We start from the raw sequence: 20,213 nt of genomic DNA, 5'->3' as shown, positions 1-20,213 counted from the left end.
CATAAAAGCAATGGGGCAGGTGCATCCGGTGCTTTCTGCTACCATGGCGGCTCTGTTACTTCAGGTGTCTGATCATGGCATTTCGCCCTCTTACGGCCAGAGCACCCGCCGTTCTGCTTCGCGAAGCCAAGCCGCTCAAGGCCATTCTCGGCCACGCCCAACGCCTGGGTCATCTGCAACGCCTGCTGGAAAGCCAATTGCAGCCGGCCGCCCGTGAGCATTGTCACGTTGCATCGTGGCGCGAAGGCAGTTTGTTGCTGATTGTCACCGATGGTCATTGGGCCACTCGCCTGCGTTATCAACAAAAGCGCCTGCAGCGGCAATTGCAGATGTTCGACGAGTTCGCCAACCTCACGCGAATCCTGTTCAAGGTACAGCCGCCCACCATTCAGCAAGGTGCCGCCGGGCATACCATGGATTTGTCCAATGATGCCGCCGCCACCATCCAGGCGACGGCCGATGGCATCAGCGACCCGAAACTGCGGGCCGCGCTGGAACGATTGGCGGCGCACGCCAGGCCCAAGGGCTGATACTGGCTATTTAATACCCCGGCTCGGATCAGCGGCGTTTACTGCCGCCCAATAATGATCCCATCAACCCACGCACCAGCTGTCGCCCCAACTGATTCGCCGCCTGTCGCATCGCCGACTTCAGCGCCTGCCCGGCCGCCGTGCCGAGAAATTCCCCGGCCTGCTCGGTGAAGCTTGGCTCTTGCGGAGCCGCTTTGCCGGGTGCGGCTTCAGCTTCAGGCGCCAGGCCTTTGCGCCCCATCAGCACTTCATAGGCCGATTCGCGGTCGATTGGCTTGTCGTATCGCCCCTGCAATGGCGAACTGGCAATCAATGCCGCGCGCTCAGCGTCACTCAGCGGCCCGATCCGCGATTGCGGTGGCGCTACCAGCACCCGTTGGACCATCTCCGGCGTGCCCTTGTCCTGCAAGGTGCCGACCAGGGCTTCGCCAATCCCGAGCTCGGTCAGCACCGACAGGGTATCGAAGGCCGGGTTCGGACGGAAACCCTCGGCCACCGCGCGCAGGGATTTCTGTTCTTTGGCCGTGAATGCGCGTAACCCGTGCTGGATGCGTAGCCCCAACTGCGCCAGTACATCATCCGGCAAGTCGCCCGGCGATTGAGTGACGAAATACACACCGACACCTTTCGAACGAATCAGCCGTACCACTTGCTCCAGGCGATCCTGCAATGCCTTCGGCGTACCGGCGAACAACAAGTGCGCCTCGTCGAAGAACAGCGCCAGCAATGGTTTGTCCGCATCGCCGCGTTCCGGCAATTGCTCGAACAATTCAGCCAACAGCCACAGCAGGAACGTTGCGTAGACCTTAGGCGCTTCATGAACCAGACGACTGGCATCGAGCAAATGAATGCGGCCACGCCCATCGGCGGCCGGCTGCAGAATATCTTCAAGTTGCAGCGCCGGTTCGCCGAACAGCGCTTCGGCGCCCTGCTGCTCCAGGGTGGCCAGGCGCCGCAACAGCGCCTGGCTGGAGCCGGTGGTCATCAACGCCGCGTCGTCGCCGAGCAACGCCGGATTGTCCTTGAGGTGATTGAGCAGCGCCTTCAAGTCTTTCAAGTCCAGCAGCAACAGGCCTTCACGGTCTGCGACCTTGAAGGCGGCGTACAGCGCCGACTGCTGGCTATCCGTCAGTTCCAGCAAACTTCCCAACAGCAGCGGCCCCATTTCACTCAAGGTCGTGCGTAACGGATGACCGGACTGACCGTGTACGTCCCACAGCGTTACCGGATAAGCCTGAGGCTTGTGCTTCAGCCAAGGCATCCCGGCAATCCGCTCGGCGATCTTGCCCTGGGGATTGCCGGCAGCGCCCAGACCGCACAAATCGCCTTTGATATCGGCGGCGAAGACCGCTACGCCGGCGTCACTGAAGTCTTCAGCCATGCGTTGCAAGGTAACGGTCTTGCCTGTGCCGGTGGCGCCCGCGATCAAACCGTGGCGATTGGCCAGGCGCATGGCCTGGGCGATCGGCTGTCCCGCAAGATCGGCGCCGATGACGAGTTGCAATGAGTCAGGCATTTGGTCACCCATGGTTAATCTTTGGTCCTACACGGCCGATAGAAATAACGACAAAGCAGACAGACACAATCTGGTAGGACATTTCCCTTAAGGAGCGACGGAAATATCACTTGCTTTCAACCTTGCCCGTCTTGCGTTCCTTTATAAAAGCACGCGTTGGGCATTAAGACCTTAGCGGAACCCCAAGTCATGAACAAAAACCTGCGTTTCAGCCACAAAATCCTGCTTGCCGCCGCCCTCATCGTCATTACTGCCTTCGCCTCGTTCACGCTCTACAACGATTACTTGCAGCGCAACGCCATTCGAAGGGACCTGGGCAATAATCTGCAGGAGATGGGCAGAGTCACTGCCAACAATATCCAGACCTGGCTGGCCGGTCGCAGTCTGTTGATCGAAAACCTGTCGCAAACCGTGGCACTGAACCCTGATACCGACAACGTTTCCAAGCTGCTGGTGCAAAAGGCCGTAACGTCGACGTTCATGGGCGCCTATCTGGGCAACAAGGATGGTTCCTTCATGATCCGTCCGGACAGCAAGATGCCCGATGGCTATGACCCCCGTGCTCGGCCCTGGTACAAGAGTGCGCAAAGCGCGAACGGCCCTGCATTGACTGAACCCTATATCGATCTGGCATCTGGCCAACTGGTGATTTCCATCGTTGACAGTGTGGTCAAGGACGGACAGAACATCGGCGTCGTCGGTGGCGACTTGAGTTTGCAAGTGATCGCCGACACCCTCAGCGCGCTGGACTTCGGGGGCATGGGTTACGCTTTCCTGGTCAGCTCGGACGGCAAGATCCTGGTACACCCCGACAAAGCGCTGGCGATGAAATCGCTCAAGGATGTTTACCCGCAGGACACGCCGGCTATCAGCAGCGACCTGAGTGAAATTCAGGTCAATGGCAAAACCCGCATCATGACCTTCACCCCGATCAAAGGGTTATCGTCGGTGAACTGGTACATCGGCTTATCCGTGGACAAGGACAAAGCCTTTTCCACGCTCAGCGAATTCCGCGCCTCGGCAGTCGTTGCAACCGTCATTGCCGTGGTGATCATCATCGCCCTGCTGGGCATGCTGATCCGCATCCTGATCCAGCCATTGCACGTCATGACCCGCGCCATGGCCGATATTGCCGACGGCGAAGGCGACCTGACCAAACGCCTGACCATCGTGAACCACGATGAATTCGGCATCCTTGGCACCGCGTTCAACCGTTTTGTGGAGCGCATTCACGGTTCGATCCGCGAGGTGTGCTCGGCCACCGGACAGGTCAACGAAGTCGCGTTGCGGGTCGTCGCGGCCTCGAACTCGTCGATGTACAACTCCGACCAGCAAGCTTCGCGTACCAACAGCGTGGCCACAGCAATCAATCAGCTCGGCGCCGCCGCCCAGGAGATCGCCCGCAACGCCGCGCAAGCATCGAACCAGGCCAGCGATGCCCGCAGCCTGGCCGAAGACGGCCAGCAGGTGGTAGATCGCAGCATTGCCGCGATGAATCAGCTATCGAGCATTCTCAGCGCCTCCAGCAGCAACATCGAGTCGCTCAACAGCAAAACCGTGAACATCGGGCAAATCCTCGAAGTCATCACCAGCATCTCCCAGCAAACCAACCTGCTGGCCCTCAACGCAGCCATCGAAGCAGCACGAGCCGGTGAAGCCGGACGCGGGTTTGCCGTGGTCGCCGACGAAGTGCGTAACCTCGCGCATCGCACTCAGGAGTCGGCGCAACAGGTGCAGACCATGATCGAGGAGCTGCAAATTGGCGCGCGCGAATCCGTCAGCACCATGAGCGACAGCCAGCGCCACAGCCAGGACAGCGTGGAAATCGCCAACCTGGCGGGCGAGCGCCTGAGCAGCGTGACCCAGCGCATCGGCGAAATCGACGGCATGAACCAGTCGGTGGCCACGGCGACCGAGGAACAGACTGCCGTGGTCGAGTCGATCAACGTGGACATCACCGAAATCAACACCCTCAATCAAGAGGGTGTGGAAAACCTGCAATCGACCTTGCGTGCCTGTGCCGATCTGGAACAGCAGGCGGCGCGCTTGCAGCAGTTGGTGGGCAGTTTCCGGATCTGACGCCGGATCACCCGCCCCTGTGGCGAGGGCGCAAGTTCCCTCGCCACAACATTGCTGTTACCTCAGTCCCCCGCCCACAAATCCCCAACCGAACAACTATTCTTCATTAAGGTCAATCAAGGGAGAGCACCGGACCGGAGGGATGTTCATCGTGCATATCGCTGACATAACCATGTTCTACGCCCCTGCCAGCGGTGGCGTGCGCACTTATCTGGATGCCAAGCACCGTCGCTTGTTCACCCGACCGGGCATCCGCCACAGTTTGTTGATCCCCGGCGCGTCCTTCAGTGAACGCGATGGCATTTATACCGTTCCGGCGCCCGCCCTGCCCTTCGGCAAGGGGTATCGTTTCCCTCTGCGTCTCGCGCCCTGGCGTAATGTCCTCCAGGATTTGCAACCGGAGCTGATTGAGGTCGGCGACCCTTACCTCACCGCCTGGGCCGCCCTCGATGCCCGGCGGCAACTGGACGTGCCGGTCATTGGCTTTTACCACTCGGACCTGCCGCTGTTGATCAGCAACCGCATGGGCAATTGGGTCACCACCAACATCGAGGCTTATGTCAGGAAGCTCTACGGCAATTTCGACCGGGTGCTGGCGCCGAGCCGGGTCATGGCTGAAAAGCTGACGGGCCTGGGGGTGAAGAACGTTTTCGTGCAGCCTTTGGGCGTCGATTTGCAGACCTTCCACCCTGGCGCCCGTGATTCCGGACTGCGGGCCGAACTGGGCATTGATGAAAACACCCACCTGTTGATCTTCGCCGGGCGCGGTTCCAAGGAAAAAAACCTGCCTGTGCTGCTTGCCTGCATGAAACGCCTGGGCAGGCGCTACCACTTGCTGCTAGTTGGTTCTTCGATGCCAGCTGCGGTGCCGGGCAATGTCACAGTCGTCGACGAATTCTGCCCCGCCACACAAGTCGCCCGCCTGATGGCCAGTGCCGATGCGCTGCTGCATGCCGGTGATCAGGAGACCTTTGGCCTGGTGATCCTCGAAGCCATGGCCAGCGGGATTCCGGTGGTGGCCGTGGCGGCCGGGGCCTTTGAGGAAATCGTCACCGAGCAATGCGGCTTGCTCTGCAGGCCGAACGATCCGCAAGCGATGGCCAACGCCGTGCGCGAACTGTTCGAACAGGGCTGCGCCGCCCTTGGCCAACAAGCGCGGCGCCATGTGGAACGACATTACTCTTGGGATACGGTGGTCAACAGCCTGCTCGGTCACTATCACGCCGTGCTCGGCAGCCAATGGCCGCAGGTGGCCAATGGTTGAGCCCAAGGACCCGCCCAGCCTGTTGTTGGTGCTGCACGACATCGCACCACAAACCTGGGCCGATTATCAGCCCTTTGTCGAAGCCGTCGATGCCTTGGGCAATGTGCCGATGACCTGGCTGGTGGTGCCGAATTTCCACAAACACAATGACCTGGAGGCGCACCCGGGATTTCGTCGCCTGCTCAGCGGGCGCCTCGCCCTCGGTGACGAGCTGGCGTTGCACGGCTATTTCCATTGCGACGACGGACCGATGGCAAGCAATCCCCGCGACTGGTTCATGCGCCGGATCTACACCCACGAAGGCGAGTTCTACAGCCTGTCCCGGGAAGCGGCCCTCACCCGCCTGCACGCCGGCATCGACATGTTTCAGCGTTACCACTGGCCCCTGCATGGCTTCGTCGCTCCCGCGTGGCTGATGAGCGAAGGGACGCGCCAAGCCCTGCGTCAATTGCCGCTGAGTTACACCAGCGACCCGCAGCACCTTTATAAACTGCCGGATTTTGCCGTCGTCGATGCCCCTGGACTGGTCTGGAGCGCGCGCAGTGCCTGGCGCCGGGGATTGTCGAAACTGGTCAGCGATCAACGCGAACAGCGCTGGCGACAAGCGCCGGTGATTCGACTCGGCCTGCACCCGGTGGACATGCGTCATGAGTTCTCGCGCACGTACTGGCTGCAAACCCTCAAGCGCCTGATCGCCGAGGGTCGAGTACCAATGACCAAGGCACGCTGGCTGGCACGGCACAGCGAACGCATGGGGCGTGCCGCATGAGTCGCGGTTTTCTACTGTTCGTCGGCCTGCTCGCGGCGGTGCTGATCCCCTGGCTATTGGGCGGGAGCGAGACCTGGTCGCGATTGCAGAATTTTCCATTAAGCGAATTGTTGATCATGTTCGGCATGATCCTGTTCTGCTGGCTGGTCAATACGCTGCGTTTGCGCCTGTTGCTGGGAGATCAACGCAACAAGGTGAGCCCGGTCAAAAGCCTTGGCGTCGTGATGGCCGCCGAGTTTGCCTACTGCGCCACACCGGGCGGCAGCGGCGGACCGCTGACGATCATGGCACTGCTGGCGCGCAACGGCGTGCGACCGGCCAGAGGCAGCGCGGTGTTCGCCATGGACCAGCTCAGTGACTTGCTGTTCTTTCTCTGCGCACTGAGCGGGATTCTGATTTATACCCTGTTCCAGCACCTGAGCCAGCGAATGGAATGGTTACTGATCGTCAGCGCGGTCTCGATGTTCGGCGGATTGATCAGTTGCATCGTCGTGGCTCGCTATCATCGCGGGCTGATTCGCCTGACGGGTCGATTGCTGGCTCGTCTCAATGTCAAAGCCAGCACCCGGGTTCGCTGGGCTCGCAAGCTCCTGCATTTCCTTGCAGCCTTCACCGACACACTGAAGCTGCCCTTTCAGACATTGATCACGGTGTTTGCCCTGACCTGCCTGCATTGGGTCCTGCGCTACAGCGTGTTGTACCTGGCACTGCGTGGGCTCGGCGCGGACTTGCAGTGGGCCTGGAGTTTTCTGATCCAGATGCTCTCCCTGAGTGCCGGGCAATTCACTCTGTTGCCGGGAGGGGCGGGGGCGGCGGAACTGACGTCGGCGGCGCTGTTGGCGCCCATGGTGGGCAAATCCACAGCGGCAGCGGCGATCCTGATCTGGCGCGCGGTGACTTACTACTTCTATCTGCTGGTTGGTGGGCCCGTGTTTCTATTGATGCTTGGCCGACCATTGCTTAAGAAACTGATGAACCTCAAGCAGGCTTAGACGTTTTTTCCGGCTGTTCCTGTAACAGCTCCCACAGTTCGGCCGCGCCGGGGAACTCCGTGCCATCTTCCGGGCTCATGTCATCCGGGTCATAACGACTCAAACAGCCCTCACCCAATGTCGCGGGAGCCTTTGACGTGGCTTTGTCCAGTGGATCGGCCATAGACATATCCTCAGTGCAGAAACGGCGAAGGGCCTGAAGCGATTGAACGCCCAGGCCCTCCGGATTTCAACCGTGTCGTGTGGCGACGGTCAGAACACCACGGTTTTGTTGCCGTGCACCAGCACCCGGTCTTCCAGGTGATAACGCAGACCGCGGGCCAGCACCATCTTCTCGACGTCGCGACCGAAACGCACCATGTCTTCGATGCTGTCGCTGTGGCTGACGCGCACCACGTCCTGCTCGATGATCGGACCGGCGTCCAGCTCTTCGGTCACATAGTGGCAGGTCGCACCGATGAGCTTCACACCACGCAGGGAAGCCTGGTGATACGGCTTGGCACCGACGAACGATGGCAAGAAGCTGTGGTGAATGTTGATGACCTTGTGCGCATATTCGCGGCACAGTTCCGGCGGCAGGATCTGCATGTAGCGGGCCAGTACGACCACTTCGGCATAGTGCTGTTTGACCAGGCGCGAAACTTCGGCGAACGCCGGCTCCTTGTCCTGTGGATTGACCGGCACGTGGTAGTACGGAATGCCGTGCCATTCGACCATGCTGCGCAGGTCGTCATGGTTGGAAATCACGCAGGCGATTTCACAGTCCAGTTCATCGCTGTGCCAGCGATGCAGCAGGTCGGCAAGGCAGTGGGACTCACGACTGGCCATCAGGACCACGCGCTTCTTCTGCTCGGTATCGGTGATGCGCCAGTCCATCGAGAACTCTTCGGCAATCGGCGCAAAGGCTTCGCGCAACGCTTCGATACCGAAAGGCAGCGAGTCGGCACGAATTTCGTGACGCATGAAGAACCAGCCACTGAGATTGTCCGAGTGATGGCTCGCTTCAGTGATCCAGCCGTTATGGGACGCCAGAAAGTTACTGACTTTGGCAACGATGCCGACGCGGTCCGGGCAAGAAATCACCAGCCGAAAAGTGCGCATGAGGGGGAAACTCCAGAACTTCGCAAAGGCGGCCATTCTAGCGATTGCGCAGAAAAACTGCAGTAATGATGACGTTTCTGCCTGGCCGAAGGTCGGCGACAAGGAATCTGCTGACGCCGGCAGCACGGGCAAACAGCGCGTTGTCGGCCACTTACAAGCATCCATTTGTGAATATGTGTGCCGGATGTATCGAATTATTTATCCGCACATTCAATGTGCGAATCCACCACGATTAAATTAAATAAACTCCGGTTTAATGTTTACTTGATGAAACACCCTGACTATTATTGCGGCACTGTTCCCCTACATCCTTTGACCTGCATAAGGTAGTCATCATGTCCTTGATCAACGAATATCGCGCCACCGAAGAAGCCATCAAAGAGCTGCAAGCCCGTTTGAAGAACCTGTCCCAAGACGACAAACTGCAAACCGAGCTGGAATTCGAAGGCAAACTGCGCACCCTGATGGGCGAATACTCCAAGTCCCTGCGTGACATCATCGCGTTGCTGGACCCAGAATCCAAAACCAAGGCACCACGCGGCGGCGCAGTCAAAACTACCGGCACCAAGCGTGCTCGCAAAGTTAAACAATACAAAAACCCGCACAACGGCGAAGTCATCGAAACCAAAGGTGGCAACCACAAGACTCTGAAAGAGTGGAAAGCCAAGTGGGGCGGCGACGTGGTTGAAGGCTGGGCGACCCTGCTGGGCTAAGCCGCAGCGCTTGTCGCAGACTGATCGGCGGCAAAAAATAACGCCAGCATGCGCTGGCGTTTTTTTATGCCCGGAGTTCAAGCTCCGGATATTTTCGATTTCAAAGATTCAAACGTTTACGTAAGGCCTGGACATACTCCTGCCATTCATTCAGCACTGATCGTTGAAACGGCGTCGCTGTAACATTCAATTGGGCTGCGGCCTCGACAAAACTTTCCAGGGTATTGGGCGCGCCCCACTCCGGCACTGACAAACGTTTCTGACAGAATAATCGCCAGCGCTCTTGCTCGTCGGCACTCAACGTATCGGGAAAGTTACGTGCGCGATATCGAAACAATAATTCCGGTAAACGTTCATCATCGAAAGGCCATTGCTCTTGCGCTAATTGCCCAGGATCGACCGTTCGGACTTGTTCGCACAGACGCCGATCACGATCACCGATAAAGCCGTCGTATAACTGTTGCTCCGGGTCCCGGCTTGCGGAGAAATCCTCGCGGGCATATATCGCCGAAACTTTATCCTGCCAGACTTTCTGCGCGTCGTTTAGCCGCAGTACACGCTGCTGATAGAGCGCCATATCCAGCCCCAACCGCTGCTGATCTTCCGGGCGAAGTACCGACATCGGCGCCACCACCGGGCATTTATTGATATGGATGAGCTTGAGTGGAACCGGCAACTCACCTTCGGCCAGATCTTCGCGACGGGTATACAAGCGCTGGCGCAATGTTTCGGCATCCAGATCGAGCAAAGCCTGAGGGTCGAGGTGCAGATCGCAGACAATCAAGGCGTTCTTGTTACGCGGGTGCCAGGCCAGGGGCAACACCACGCCCACGTAGTTGCGCGCCGCAGAAAAGCGCCCGGAAACATGCACCATCGGTTGCAGCAGGCGAATCTGATCCAGGACCTTTTGCTTGCTGCGCAGATTGAACAGCCAGTCATACAGCTTCGGTTGCTTTTCCCGGATCAGTCGCGCCAGGGCAATAGTGGCGCGAACGTCCGACAGCGCTTCGTGGGCATTGCCATGATCTATGCCATTGGCAGCGGTCAGGCGCTCGAGCTTGAGGGTCACCCGCCCCTCGTCGTCGGTTGGCCAGACGAGACCATCGGGGCGCAAGGCATAGGCGGCACGCACCACATCGATCAAATCCCAGCGACTGTTACCGCCCTGCCACTCCCGCGCGTACGGGTCGAAAAAATTGCGATACAGGCTGTACCGGGTCATTTCGTCGTCGAAACGCAAGGTGTTGTAACCCGCACCGCAAGTGCCGGGGGCCGCCAGTTGCGCATGCACCCGGGTCATGAAATCGGCTTCACTCAGGCCTTGCCCGGCCAGTTGGCCTGGGGTAATGCCGGTGATCGCGCAGGCCGCTGGATGCGGCAGGATGTCGTCACTGGGTAGGCAATAGAGATTGACCGGCTCGTCTATTTCATTGAGATCGAAATCAGTACGCAGCCCTGCCATTTGCAATGGGCGATCGCAACGGGGATTGATACCCGTGGTTTCATAGTCGTACCAGAAGATGGAGGTCACGGGCTATTCCTGAACTGAAGATCGGCAAAGTCTAGGCGTTCACATCCCGCCCCGGCCAGCAATCTTGTTATTCAGGCAGCGTTGCTTGTTTGCCGTGCGTTACAAGCTATGTCGTATTCCTCGCCAAGTCTGCCAGCATCCATTGGAGAGTCCATCCCGATCAGCCCACATCATCAGGTTGCCGATGCTCGAGACTACTATGCCGCCAAGGAAGCGACGCCGTCCCCGCCACGGATACGCGGTATCAAGTTGAAACGCCGCAAGGGCCGTCAGCACTCTGGTGATCGACTGCAAACGGCCGCTATCGCGGCCACAACTCCCACCCGACCAAGCATGCCGCCTCGCGTTTCCCCTGACACTGACCGAGCAACGCGCCACCCTCTGCTTTCATACCCGTGTCTCTACCCGGATTTCGCCCGACTCTACGGTGGCCTACTGGCTGTGGATAACTGGCTCAGCCAGCTGGGCGTGCGCCAACATTAGCGTCGCGGCCCGGAACTGGTGTTTTATCAATTGCGTGAATTTCGCGAGGGTGACAGCCTGCAGCAAATCGATAGAGGGCCCTGGTGGTGTTGATGACCAATCATGCGCGATAGAGACGATGAGGAACAAACGAATGGGCAAACAGCATCAAGTGATCGTCGCCAGCATGAGGGAAGACGTGCTCGACCAAACTCCTCAAGCCTCCAAGCAAACCTTGCCGGAGGCGCTGACCTGATGCCGGGCGATGGATTATCTCAACGAGCAGACCAAACTCCATTAGAGTCCACATGCTCATGAGATATCAGTACTGAATGTCCTGCCCTGTGGATTGGGCGTGGACTTGTTAACGCGTTACCTGAACTGGAAAAAAAGCGGCACGCTGCAAGCGTCAACAGGCAAAATTTAACGCCCCCCAAACATTGATCACCGTCACAACAACGAAAAAACCAGGACCCATAAAATATTCAAAGAGCGAATTGCCCCCCCTAACACCCACTACAAAAAATTAAAATCTTACACAAGACAATTAAATTGATCCCCCTCAAAAAACTGACGGCAGCACTTTCAAAATCAATAGCAACGAGAAACCCATTAAATACTTTGAAGTACTGCCGCCCCTAGCTTGAAGCCATGCACACTGAAACCCCTGGACCAAAACAAGCAGCGCCGATTACTGGGCAGATAGGAATCGAAGGCGTTTATTTATCGTGGAATGAGCTCAACCACGCTCCCCCAACTATCTTTTTCACCAACGCCATTATTAGTCCCATCATATTCAATTCGAACTTTCAAACCCGTTCGAATCGCAGGATCATGAGCAACGTTCAAGTTCGCGACATAGCTATGCCACTGCGCGTTTTGACTCATTGCATCAGGTGAGTTCACACGCTGCGAGCCATAGTTTTCAAGCTGCACATCAATATTTGCGCGATACCAATATTTATTGATCGGCCGACTGGTCAGAAAATACCTCAACGTCCGCACATACACTCGACGATCATGAAATTTATATTGATACTCTATCTGCCCCGTCAACTCCGGAACTCGAAGATGTCGATGCAGATAAGTTAAAACTTCCACTCCCGCCCAAAAACTATCGGAAAATACTTCAGCATTACCGGTCTCTACAAATGAACCCTCTTTAACCTGATCAGCCTGCACATATTTCACCACAAAATTTTCTTTATCAGCCTTACCATTCATTAGCCACCTCCATAAAGATATTAATAGACCGCAGAAAAAAAATAACTCAACTGGGCCTATTCATTCGCTACTGTCAGAACTGACAGTCATGAAGACGGAAATGGAATAATCAATATGACTTTTATTTCGAAACCCAGAAAAATTCACGAGAGGGTCAGTTGACATTACAAAGTGTTATGGAGATCAACAACCGCCCCAGAACAACCTCATGACCATGACCAAACTCATCGGGCTCTTGCAAGCGGCGCCGCTCAATAGCGTGCATTTGACGGACATTGCCTAATGAAAGGCAGCCTGTGATGGCTTCAACTGGAGCACACACTATGAGGGTATTCAGCCCGTGATCATTTGTCGCTCACGCCGAAGCCGGCAACGTCTGAAAACTGAAGTACTGCCTCAATGCCTCTACCAACTGCTCATACTCCGGCGGCGGCCGTTGCAGGCTGAACCCGGCGTCATAGTGCTGAGGGGTTGCGTCTTCGTGGCACCACAGGCAGCACGCCCGCAGGTCGATGACCTGTTGGCATCCGTCGATGGCGGGGATTTTCAGGCGCAAATCGAAGTCCGCGCCGATCATCATGGGCAACTGGCTGATGAGCATCAGCCCGTCCTCGGACACGTTACCCAGGAAACCGATGGGCTTGTCGGTGATGCTGTTGAACACTTTGAGAAAATACGGCAACTGATGCCGCTCGATCCGGCGGTCGGTGAACATGCTGAATTCGCTACGCAAGGCCCTTAAGCAGGACCGCACTAATGCTTCGGAACGTGCTTGCCTGCTGTTGCACGGATGGGCACTGGCACGCTCTCCCCGATCCCGGTGCGGCAGTCCTCGAAAACCGCTGCCGCTTACTTCTGCCGATCACAGGTGTTACCTCGGTTTAGAGACAAGACTCTAAAACCGATCCATTCGACTATAGCTCACCGACGCCGGTCGGCCAGCCATCAGATGACCACTGACATCAGAACTGCGTCGGGCGTACCGTTGCGGCACTGCGAGTCGGATAGTGGCCCAGGCTCTGCAAGGTTTCCAGACGTGCGCGGGCACGGTAGGCGTATTCGCTCTGCGGATACGAAGCGATGATGAACTGGTACGTCTGGGCTGCATCGATAAACATCATCTGCCGCTCCAGGCACTGCCCGCGCATCATCGAGACTTCCGGCCACACATAAGGGCGCGCGCGGCTGTCGCGCTCGACCTTGGACAACTCAAGCATCACCTGCTCGCAATTGCCCCGGTCATAGGCACTGTAGGCATTGTTCAAATGATGATTCATCGCCCAACGGGTGCAACCGGTGACGCTAAAAGCGCTGATGGCAAGGGCAGCAACGAGTACGAAACGCATGGGGAAATCTCCTGTCTTGAACGCTGTATCGACCCATGGTCGGAAATCTTCAGGCGGCCGGGATGCAAAGTTGCGGTGTTCAATAAAGAAAGCAATAAGTAGTGCATACGAACAATGACTACAACTTCGGACCATAGTAGCCTCACTCAGCGCTTGAACTCAGGAGTCTTTGCATGTCCGTCCGTCGTACCAAAATCGTTGCCACCCTTGGCCCGGCCAGTAACTCGCCGGAAGTTCTCGAACAGCTGATTCTGGCTGGCCTGGACGTCGCCCGCCTGAACTTCTCCCACGGCACCCCCGACGAGCACAAGGCTCGCGCGCAGCTGGTGCGTGACCTCGCTGCCAAGCACGGTCGCTTCGTCGCCCTGCTGGGTGACCTGCAAGGCCCGAAAATCCGTATTGCCAAATTCGCCAACAAACGTATCGAGCTGAAGATCGGTGATCAATTCACCTTCTCCACCAGCCATCCGCTGACCGAAGGCAACCAGCAAGTGGTCGGTATCGACTACCCGGACCTGGTCAAGGACTGCGGCGTGGGCGACGAGCTGCTGCTCGACGACGGCCGCGTGGTAATGCGTGTCGATACCGCCACCGCCACCGAACTGAACTGCACCGTGACCATCGGCGGCCCACTGTCGGATCACAAAGGCATCAACCGTCGCGGTGGTGGCCTGACCGCTCCGGCCCTGACCGAAAAAGACAAGGCGGACATCAAGCTCGCCGCCGAAATGCAGGTCGATTACCTTGCCGTGTCGTTCCCGCGTGACGCCGCCGACATGGAGTACGCCCGTCAACTGCGCGACGAAGCCGGCGGTACCGCCTGGCTGGTGGCGAAGATCGAACGTGCCGAAGCCGTGGCCGACGACGAAACCCTCGATGGCCTGATCAAGGCATCCGACGCCGTGATGGTGGCCCGTGGTGACCTGGGCGTGGAAATCGGCGACGCCGAGCTGGTGGGCATCCAGAAGAAAATCATTCTGCACGCACGCCGCCACAACAAGGCCGTGATCGTCGCGACCCAGATGATGGAGTCGATGATCCAGAACCCGATGCCGACCCGCGCCGAAGTGTCCGACGTAGCCAACGCCGTGCTCGACTACACCGACGCCGTGATGCTGTCCGCGGAAAGCGCCGCCGGTCTGTATCCGCTGGAAGCCGTGCAGGCCATGGCCCGCATCTGTGTCGGCGCCGAAAAGCACCCGACCAGCAAGACCTCCAGCCACCGCATCGGCAAGGAATTCACCCGCTGCGACGAGAGCATTGCCCTGGCGACCATGTACACCGCCAACCACTTCCCAGGCGTGAAAGCGATCATCGCCCTGACCGAAAGCGGTTACACCCCGCTGATCATGTCGCGCATCCGTTCCTCGGTGCCGATCTACGCGTTCACCCCACACCGCGAAGCCCAGGCTCGCGCGGCGCTGTTCCGTGGCGTGTACACCATTCCGTTCGACCCGGCTTCGCTGGCACCAAACGAAGTCAGCCAGAAGGCAATCGACGAGTTGGTCAAGCGCGGCGTCGTGGAGAAAGGCGACTGGGTCATCCTGACCAAGGGCGACAGCTACCACACCACCGGCGGCACCAACGGCATGAAAATCCTGCACGTTGGCGACCCGATGGTCTGAGTGACCGAACGCCGAAAAAACAAAAGCCCCGCCATGTGAATGGCGGGGCTTTTTATTTTCTGATCCAGTAGATGCGTGGCTTGATCCGGCCTCATCGCGGGCAAGCCCAGACACCGAAAAATCAATGCCTGTTGATAAACCCCGCCAACGCCGCCAATGCCTCCGGCGAACGCAGCCGTTGGGTGAACAATGCACCCTCTTCTTCTATGACCTTGCGCAACTGCTCCCGATCCGGCGCTCTCATCAATTGCTTGCTGATGCGCACCGCTTCCGGCGGCAGCGACTCGAAGCGCAGCGCCATTTCCCGTGCTTTGGCCAAGGCCTCTTCGCCACTGCCCAAGGCTTCGGACGCAATGCCCCATGCGGCGGCTTGCTCACCATTGAATCCCTCACCCAGCAACAGCAGCTCCGCCGCCCTGGCCTGCCCGAGCAAGCGCGGCAGGATCAGGCTGGAACCGAATTCCGGGCACAACCCGAGATTGACGAACGGCATACGCAAGCGCGCGTCGCGGCTGACGTACACCAGATCACAATGCAGCAACATCGTCGTGCCAATGCCCACCGCCGCGCCGGCCACCGCTGCGATCACCGGTTTGCGGCATTCAAGCAGATTGAGCATGAACCGGAACACCGGGCTGTCGAGGTTGCTCGGCGGTTGCTGGATGAAGTCGGCAATGTCGTTGCCAGCGGTGAAGCATTCACTGGAACCCGTGATCAGTACGGCATTGATTTCAGGATCGTTGTCGGCCAGTTTCAGCGCTTCGGCCAAATGGCTGTACATGGCACGAGTCAGGGCGTTTTTCTTGTCGGGGCGATTGAGCCGCAGGGTCAGCAGGCCGCGTTCGCGTTCAATCTGGATGGCATTGGTCATGGCAGGTCTCGCGTCTGAAAGATCAGCGCTCAACCACGGGGCAGGAAGACGTCGGCCAGCAGTTGATTGCGCGGCAATCCCGCCAGGTACAGGCGCCGGGCAAAGGCATCGACGCTGTCGGGAGCCCCGCAGAGTAAGGCGAGGGTTTGCCGGGAAACAAGCCGCAGTTGCGCCAAAGCCGCTGGCAACTCGGCCGCGGTCCATAGCTCGATATTCAGGTTCGGCCGGTTCGCCGCCAGGGCTTGCAGGGGTTTGGCCAGATAATGCTCATTGGCATCATGGGCCAGGTGAATGATACGTATCGCACCCTGGTGATCTTGGCGCAACGCTTCACGCAACACCCCGAACAAAGGTCCCAACCCGGTGCCGGAAGCCATTAGCCACAGGGGCCGCTCATGCCAGTCCGGGTCGTAATGCAAGGCCCCGCCACGCAACTCACCAAGACGGATCCCATCGCCGATCTTCAGTTGACGCGCCGCATCGCTGAATTGCCCCGGCTGTCGACAATCGAGGTGAAACTCCAGAAAACGATCATCCTGCGGCAGGCTGGCGAGGGAGTAAGGCCGCGCCACATTGCCCGCCCACAACACCAGATGCTGGCCGGCGCTGTAGCGTAATGGCCGCTGGGGGGTCAGGCGCAAGCGCAGCACGCTGGCACTCAGCCAATCGACGGCGGCGACCTCGGCCGGCTGGCCATCCCGCTGCGGGTCGAAGGTGTGCACCTGCAGGTCCTCGACCACCTGGCACTGACACGCCAGACGCCAGCCTTGCTGACGCTGCTCCGCGCTCAAGGCATCGGGCCGGCTGTCGCTCGGCAGGCCTTGTACACACTGGACCAGGCAGGCATGGCAACTGCCGGCACGACAGCTGTAGGGCACCGACACGCCGTTCTGATTCAGGGCATCCAGCAGATTACTGCCCGCCGCCACCGACCATTGACGGTCGCCAACACGTAACTCAGGCATCGACGTTTTCCCAGGCCGCCGCGCAACGGTTGCGGCCGTCACGCTTGGCGCGATAAAGCGCCTGGTCGGCGCGCTGCAAGGCATCGTCGAGATCATCGCCGAGTTCCAGCAGGGTCATGCCGGCGGACAGGCTAAGGTTGCGCACGTTCAATCCGATCAACTCGACATCCGTGAACGCGATGCGCAGCCGTTCGCAGCACGAGGTCAAGCGCTCGGCATTGCAATCGGGCAGCAGCACCACAAACTCCTCGCCGCCGTAGCGGGCCAGCACGTCACCGTCGCGCAGACAGGCCGAGGCCACGCCGGCAAAGGCTTGCAACACCTGGTCGCCTGCGGCATGGCCGTGCAGATCGTTGATTCGTTTGAAATGGTCGAGGTCGATCAACGCCAGGCCATGCACGACACCCACCTCCATGGCGTTCAACTCGCGGGACGCCAGGCGCAGGAAATGCCGGCGATTGAACAACCCGGTCAACTCATCGGTGGCCACCAGATCCTCGAGCTGGCGCATCATCCCGCGCAGCGTGTCCTGGTGCGCCTGCAAGGCAAATCGCCGCTGACGCATGCGGTGTCGCGAGGCCTGCACATAACCGGCATAGAGCACCAGCCACACCAGCACAATCAACAGCACGCACACCTGCAACGCCGCCAATGCCGGGTCAGGCAACTGGAAGTGGTAGCCCTCCCACAGCGTGATCGCGCTGAAACTGAGAAAAACCAGCACGGCACAACGCACAAATGAGCGACGGGACAGATGGAACAGCCCAAACAGCAGAATCAGTACATAAAAGACCAGAAACGCCCCACGGGCGTCCCCCAGATGCGCGATCAGCCATGTCTGCCACCCCAGCCCCAGCAACACTTGGGCTTCGGTCAGGCTGGGGTCGGCAAAACGCAGGTTCAAGCCCGAATAGAACAGCGCAAACAGCGTCGCCTGGCTGATGACCACCAGTGCGCTGCCAATGGCGACGTCCGACAACGACTCCTCGTAATGGCCGGTGAAAAACGCCAGCCACAGCAATACCAATGCCAGGCCATAGGTGCCGGCTGCAAGGGCGAAACGTTTGAGCAACAGTCGCTGGATGGCGTTATGGGTCAATCGTTGACTCACCGAATGAAAGGAGACTGACAGAGCGTCCTACTCTACAGACCGTATGTCACTTTAGTGGCATGGCCGATAAATGACCATTCAATTTTCAGGGACGAATAACCGATTCAGTCTTATCGGCATCTGCTGTGCAGGAACTGACTTGCCAGCGAAGGCGTTCTCGCAGGCTACACCGTTGTTGCCAGACCTGCCGCTTTCGCTGGCAAGTCAGTTCCTACAACGATTATGCGTACTTATGCGACCAACGATTGATTGCCGGCGGGTGTTTACAGAACCGAGGCGCGTTATACTGCCGCGCCTTTTTAGCGTCGCGCCAGCATGCCCGGCGTGCCTTGAAAGGTGCTTGCAACCGACCGATGCACCCAAGCTGCAAGCACCTTATTGAATGTTCCCGTCTTTTAGAGGAGCGCGACTCATGACCGTGATCAAGCAAGACGACCTGATTCAGAGCGTTGCCGACGCCCTGCAGTTCATTTCCTACTACCACCCCGTGGATTTCATCCAGGCGATGCACGAGGCCTACCTGCGTGAAGAATCGCCGGCCGCCCGTGACTCCATCGCTCAAATCCTGATCAACTCGCGCATGTGCGCCACCGGCCACCGTCCGATCTGCCAGGACACCGGCATCGTGACCGTGTTTGTCCGTGTGGGCATGGACGTACGCTGGGATGGCGCCACCATGGGCCTGGACGACATGATCAACGAAGGCGTTCGTCGCGCCTACAACCTGCCGGAAAACGTCCTGCGTGCCTCGATCCTTGCCGATCCGGCAGGCGCTCGCAAGAACACCAAGGACAACACCCCGGCCGTTATCCACTACTCCATCGTTCCGGGTAACACCGTGGAAGTGGATGTGGCGGCCAAGGGCGGCGGTTCCGAGAACAAATCGAAAATGGCCATGCTCAACCCGTCCGACTCGATCGTCGACTGGGTGCTGAAGACCGTTCCGACCATGGGCGCCGGCTGGTGCCCACCGGGCATGCTCGGCATCGGCATCGGCGGCACCGCCGAGAAAGCCGCGGTGATGGCCAAGGAAGTGTTGATGGAATCCATCGACATCCACGAACTGAAGGCCCGCGGCCCACAGAACCGCATCGAAGAAATGCGTCTGGAGCTGTTCGAGAAGGTCAACCAGTTGGGTATCGGCGCACAAGGCCTGGGCGGCCTGACCACCGTGCTCGACGTGAAGATCATGGATTACCCGACCCACGCCGCTTCGTTGCCGGTGTGCATGATCCCGAACTGCGCCGCCACCCGCCACGCACACTTCGTGCTCGACGGTTCCGGCCCGGCATCCCTGGAAGCGCCACCACTGGACGCCTACCCGGAAATCGTCTGGGAAGCGGGTCCGTCGGCTCGTCGCGTCAACCTCGACACCCTGACCCCGGAAGAAGTGCAGAGCTGGAAGCCGGGTGAAACCATCCTGCTCAACGGCAAGATGCTCACCGGTCGCGACGCCGCGCACAAACGCATGGTCGAGATGCTGAACAAGGGTGAAACGCTGCCGGTAGACCTCAAGGGCCGCTTCATCTATTACGTCGGCCCGGTCGATCCGGTCCGCGAAGAAGTGGTTGGCCCGGCTGGCCCGACCACCGCCACGCGGATGGACAAGTTCACCCGTCAGATCCTCGAGCAAACCGGCCTGCTGGGCATGATCGGTAAATCCGAGCGCGGCCCGACCGCCATCGACGCGATCAAGGACCACAAGGCCGTCTACTTGATGGCTGTCGGTGGCGCGGCTTACCTGGTGGCGCAAGCCATCAAGAAATCCCGCGTGGTGGCTTTCGCCGAACTGGGCATGGAAGCGATCTACGAGTTCGACGTGAAAGACATGCCCGTCACTGTTGCAGTCGACAGCAACGGCGAGTCGGTACACATCACCGGTCCTGCCATCTGGCAGAAAAAGATCAGTGACAGCCTGGCGGTGGAAGTGCAGTAAGCCTTTCGACTGACCACTGAAAAAGGCGACAGGGCTACCCCTGTCGCCTTTTTTATTGCCAGACGCGTGCCCCTGTAGGAGCGAGCCTGCTCGCGAAGGACACATGGACGACGCGGACGGTCTGGTGCCCCGCGTTATCGTTGACGACCATCGCGAGCAGGCTCGCTCCTACAAGGGT

At 58.8% G+C, this 20,213-nt stretch carries 18 protein-coding genes and 2 pseudogenes; 10 read left to right on the top strand and 10 right to left on the bottom strand.

The features are described 5' to 3' along the window. The first annotated feature begins 74 nt into the window (after positions 1-74). The gene (locus tag F7R06_RS26325; RefSeq protein WP_090324796.1) at positions 75-530 is read left to right on the top strand and encodes a DUF721 domain-containing protein; all 456 of its coding nucleotides are present in this window, start codon (positions 75-77) and stop codon (positions 528-530) included. A gap of 28 nt (positions 531-558) precedes the next feature. Here the strand turns inward: F7R06_RS26325 and F7R06_RS26320 are convergent, their stop codons facing one another. Beyond that, positions 559-2,046 carry a helicase HerA-like domain-containing protein gene (locus tag F7R06_RS26320; protein WP_090327520.1) on the bottom strand — a complete coding sequence of 496 codons (1,488 nt, stop codon included), beginning with the start codon at positions 2,044-2,046 and terminating at the stop codon, positions 559-561. A 189-nt stretch (positions 2,047-2,235) separates the two neighbouring features. Between F7R06_RS26320 and F7R06_RS31600 the strand changes: the two are divergent. The 5 genes and pseudogenes from F7R06_RS31600 to gpgF form a co-directional block, all read left to right on the top strand. Then, positions 2,236-3,267, top strand: a pseudogene (locus F7R06_RS31600) (HAMP domain-containing protein); the annotation flags it as partial. 93 nt (positions 3,268-3,360) lie between these two features. Then, the gene (locus F7R06_RS31595; protein ID WP_425415230.1) at positions 3,361-4,125 is read left to right on the top strand and encodes a methyl-accepting chemotaxis protein; all 765 of its coding nucleotides are present in this window, start codon (positions 3,361-3,363) and stop codon (positions 4,123-4,125) included. Positions 4,126-4,267: 142 nt separating this feature from the next. Next, positions 4,268-5,389 (top strand): N-acetylglucosaminyl phosphatidylglycerol synthase, encoded by a 1,122-nt coding sequence (gpgS, locus tag F7R06_RS26310; RefSeq protein ID WP_090324799.1) that lies wholly within the window; start codon positions 4,268-4,270, stop codon positions 5,387-5,389. Further along, positions 5,382-6,158 carry an N-acetylglucosaminyl phosphatidylglycerol deacetylase gene (gene gpgD / locus F7R06_RS26305; protein WP_090324800.1) on the top strand — a complete coding sequence of 259 codons (777 nt, stop codon included), beginning with the start codon at positions 5,382-5,384 and terminating at the stop codon, positions 6,156-6,158. The genes gpgS and gpgD overlap by 8 nt, the downstream gene beginning before the upstream one ends. Beyond that, positions 6,155-7,150 (top strand): glucosaminyl phosphatidylglycerol flippase, encoded by a 996-nt coding sequence (gene gpgF / locus F7R06_RS26300; RefSeq protein WP_090324802.1) that lies wholly within the window; start codon positions 6,155-6,157, stop codon positions 7,148-7,150. The genes gpgD and gpgF overlap by 4 nt, the downstream gene beginning before the upstream one ends. On the opposite strand, the gene F7R06_RS30820 is transcribed toward gpgF, so the two are convergent. After that, entirely contained in the window at positions 7,137-7,313 is a 177-nt protein-coding gene (locus F7R06_RS30820) for a hypothetical protein (protein ID WP_162842381.1), read from the bottom strand. The genes gpgF and F7R06_RS30820 overlap by 14 nt on opposite strands. Before the next feature lie 89 nt (positions 7,314-7,402). Next, a complete protein-coding gene (gene purU / locus F7R06_RS26295; protein ID WP_090324803.1) occupies positions 7,403-8,251 on the bottom strand; it encodes a formyltetrahydrofolate deformylase in 849 nt (282 codons plus the stop codon). A gap of 335 nt (positions 8,252-8,586) precedes the next feature. On the opposite strand from purU, the gene mvaT reads away from it, so the two are divergent. Continuing rightward, positions 8,587-8,964 carry a histone-like nucleoid-structuring protein MvaT gene (mvaT, locus tag F7R06_RS26285; RefSeq protein WP_007933316.1) on the top strand — a complete coding sequence of 126 codons (378 nt, stop codon included), beginning with the start codon at positions 8,587-8,589 and terminating at the stop codon, positions 8,962-8,964. A gap of 100 nt (positions 8,965-9,064) precedes the next feature. On the opposite strand, the gene sbcB is transcribed toward mvaT, so the two are convergent. Next, positions 9,065-10,495, bottom strand: a complete 1,431-nt coding sequence (gene sbcB / locus F7R06_RS26280) for an exodeoxyribonuclease I (RefSeq protein WP_090324805.1) — start codon at positions 10,493-10,495, stop codon at positions 9,065-9,067. 399 nt (positions 10,496-10,894) lie between these two features. On the opposite strand from sbcB, the pseudogene F7R06_RS31590 reads away from it, so the two are divergent. Further along, positions 10,895-11,050 (top strand): annotated as a pseudogene (locus tag F7R06_RS31590) (DUF58 domain-containing protein); the annotation flags it as partial. 630 nt (positions 11,051-11,680) lie between these two features. Here F7R06_RS31590 and F7R06_RS26275 read toward each other — a convergent pair. The 3 genes from F7R06_RS26275 to F7R06_RS26265 form a co-directional block, all read right to left on the bottom strand. Continuing rightward, positions 11,681-12,181, bottom strand: coding sequence for a hypothetical protein (locus tag F7R06_RS26275; protein ID WP_090324807.1), 501 nt, complete (start codon positions 12,179-12,181; stop codon positions 11,681-11,683). 355 nt (positions 12,182-12,536) lie between these two features. After that, on the bottom strand, positions 12,537-12,896 hold the full coding sequence (locus F7R06_RS26270; protein ID WP_090324808.1) for a PilZ domain-containing protein: 360 nt from the start codon (positions 12,894-12,896) through the stop codon (positions 12,537-12,539). A 247-nt stretch (positions 12,897-13,143) separates the two neighbouring features. Next, positions 13,144-13,527, bottom strand: coding sequence for a tetratricopeptide repeat protein (locus F7R06_RS26265; protein ID WP_090324809.1), 384 nt, complete (start codon positions 13,525-13,527; stop codon positions 13,144-13,146). Positions 13,528-13,700: 173 nt separating this feature from the next. Here F7R06_RS26265 and pyk point away from each other — a divergent pair, with 173 nt between their 5' ends. Continuing rightward, positions 13,701-15,152 (top strand): pyruvate kinase, encoded by a 1,452-nt coding sequence (gene pyk / locus F7R06_RS26260; RefSeq protein WP_090324811.1) that lies wholly within the window; start codon positions 13,701-13,703, stop codon positions 15,150-15,152. Between the two features lie 121 nt (positions 15,153-15,273). On the opposite strand, the gene F7R06_RS26255 is transcribed toward pyk, so the two are convergent. From F7R06_RS26255 to F7R06_RS26245, 3 genes are read right to left on the bottom strand one after another with little or no spacing between them, the layout of a single operon-like run. Further along, a complete protein-coding gene (locus tag F7R06_RS26255; protein ID WP_090324813.1) occupies positions 15,274-16,023 on the bottom strand; it encodes an enoyl-CoA hydratase-related protein in 750 nt (249 codons plus the stop codon). A 29-nt stretch (positions 16,024-16,052) separates the two neighbouring features. Then, positions 16,053-16,988 carry an iron-sulfur-binding ferredoxin reductase gene (locus F7R06_RS26250; RefSeq protein ID WP_090324814.1) on the bottom strand — a complete coding sequence of 312 codons (936 nt, stop codon included), beginning with the start codon at positions 16,986-16,988 and terminating at the stop codon, positions 16,053-16,055. Further along, the gene (locus F7R06_RS26245) at positions 16,981-18,087 is read right to left on the bottom strand and encodes a GGDEF domain-containing protein (RefSeq protein WP_090324815.1); all 1,107 of its coding nucleotides are present in this window, start codon (positions 18,085-18,087) and stop codon (positions 16,981-16,983) included. Before F7R06_RS26245 ends, F7R06_RS26250 begins: the two co-directional genes overlap by 8 nt. Before the next feature lie 424 nt (positions 18,088-18,511). Here F7R06_RS26245 and F7R06_RS26240 point away from each other — a divergent pair, with 424 nt between their 5' ends. Further along, positions 18,512-20,035 carry a fumarate hydratase gene (locus F7R06_RS26240; RefSeq protein ID WP_090324817.1) on the top strand — a complete coding sequence of 508 codons (1,524 nt, stop codon included), beginning with the start codon at positions 18,512-18,514 and terminating at the stop codon, positions 20,033-20,035. Positions 20,036-20,213: the final 178 nt, after the last annotated feature.

This window comes from Pseudomonas moorei, assembly GCF_008801475.1.
Classification (GTDB): Bacteria; Pseudomonadota; Gammaproteobacteria; order Pseudomonadales; family Pseudomonadaceae; genus Aquipseudomonas; species Aquipseudomonas moorei.
This window is presented reverse-complemented; position numbering and strand designations above follow the sequence as displayed.

Bases quoted from the DNA above. Each gene is read 5' to 3' on its own strand.
- gpgS (WP_090324799.1), top strand. From the start codon at position 4,268: ATGTTCATCGTGCATATCGCTGACATAACCATGTTCTACGCCCCTGCC.
- F7R06_RS26325 (WP_090324796.1), top strand. From the start codon at position 75: ATGGCATTTCGCCCTCTTACGGCCAGAGCACCCGCCGTTCTGCTTCGC.
- F7R06_RS26275 (WP_090324807.1), bottom strand. From the start codon at position 12,181: ATGAATGGTAAGGCTGATAAAGAAAATTTTGTGGTGAAATATGTGCAG.
- gpgF (WP_090324802.1), top strand. From the start codon at position 6,155: ATGAGTCGCGGTTTTCTACTGTTCGTCGGCCTGCTCGCGGCGGTGCTG.
- mvaT (WP_007933316.1), top strand. From the start codon at position 8,587: ATGTCCTTGATCAACGAATATCGCGCCACCGAAGAAGCCATCAAAGAG.
- F7R06_RS26255 (WP_090324813.1), bottom strand. From the start codon at position 16,023: ATGACCAATGCCATCCAGATTGAACGCGAACGCGGCCTGCTGACCCTG.
- pyk (WP_090324811.1), top strand. From the start codon at position 13,701: ATGTCCGTCCGTCGTACCAAAATCGTTGCCACCCTTGGCCCGGCCAGT.
- gpgD (WP_090324800.1), top strand. From the start codon at position 5,382: ATGGTTGAGCCCAAGGACCCGCCCAGCCTGTTGTTGGTGCTGCACGAC.
- F7R06_RS26250 (WP_090324814.1), bottom strand. From the start codon at position 16,988: ATGCCTGAGTTACGTGTTGGCGACCGTCAATGGTCGGTGGCGGCGGGC.
- purU (WP_090324803.1), bottom strand. From the start codon at position 8,251: ATGCGCACTTTTCGGCTGGTGATTTCTTGCCCGGACCGCGTCGGCATC.
- F7R06_RS26320 (WP_090327520.1), bottom strand. From the start codon at position 2,046: ATGCCTGACTCATTGCAACTCGTCATCGGCGCCGATCTTGCGGGACAG.
- F7R06_RS30820 (WP_162842381.1), bottom strand. From the start codon at position 7,313: ATGGCCGATCCACTGGACAAAGCCACGTCAAAGGCTCCCGCGACATTG.
- F7R06_RS26265 (WP_090324809.1), bottom strand. From the start codon at position 13,527: ATGCGTTTCGTACTCGTTGCTGCCCTTGCCATCAGCGCTTTTAGCGTC.
- F7R06_RS26270 (WP_090324808.1), bottom strand. From the start codon at position 12,896: ATGTTCACCGACCGCCGGATCGAGCGGCATCAGTTGCCGTATTTTCTC.
- F7R06_RS26240 (WP_090324817.1), top strand. From the start codon at position 18,512: ATGACCGTGATCAAGCAAGACGACCTGATTCAGAGCGTTGCCGACGCC.
- F7R06_RS31595 (WP_425415230.1), top strand. From the start codon at position 3,361: ATGTACAACTCCGACCAGCAAGCTTCGCGTACCAACAGCGTGGCCACA.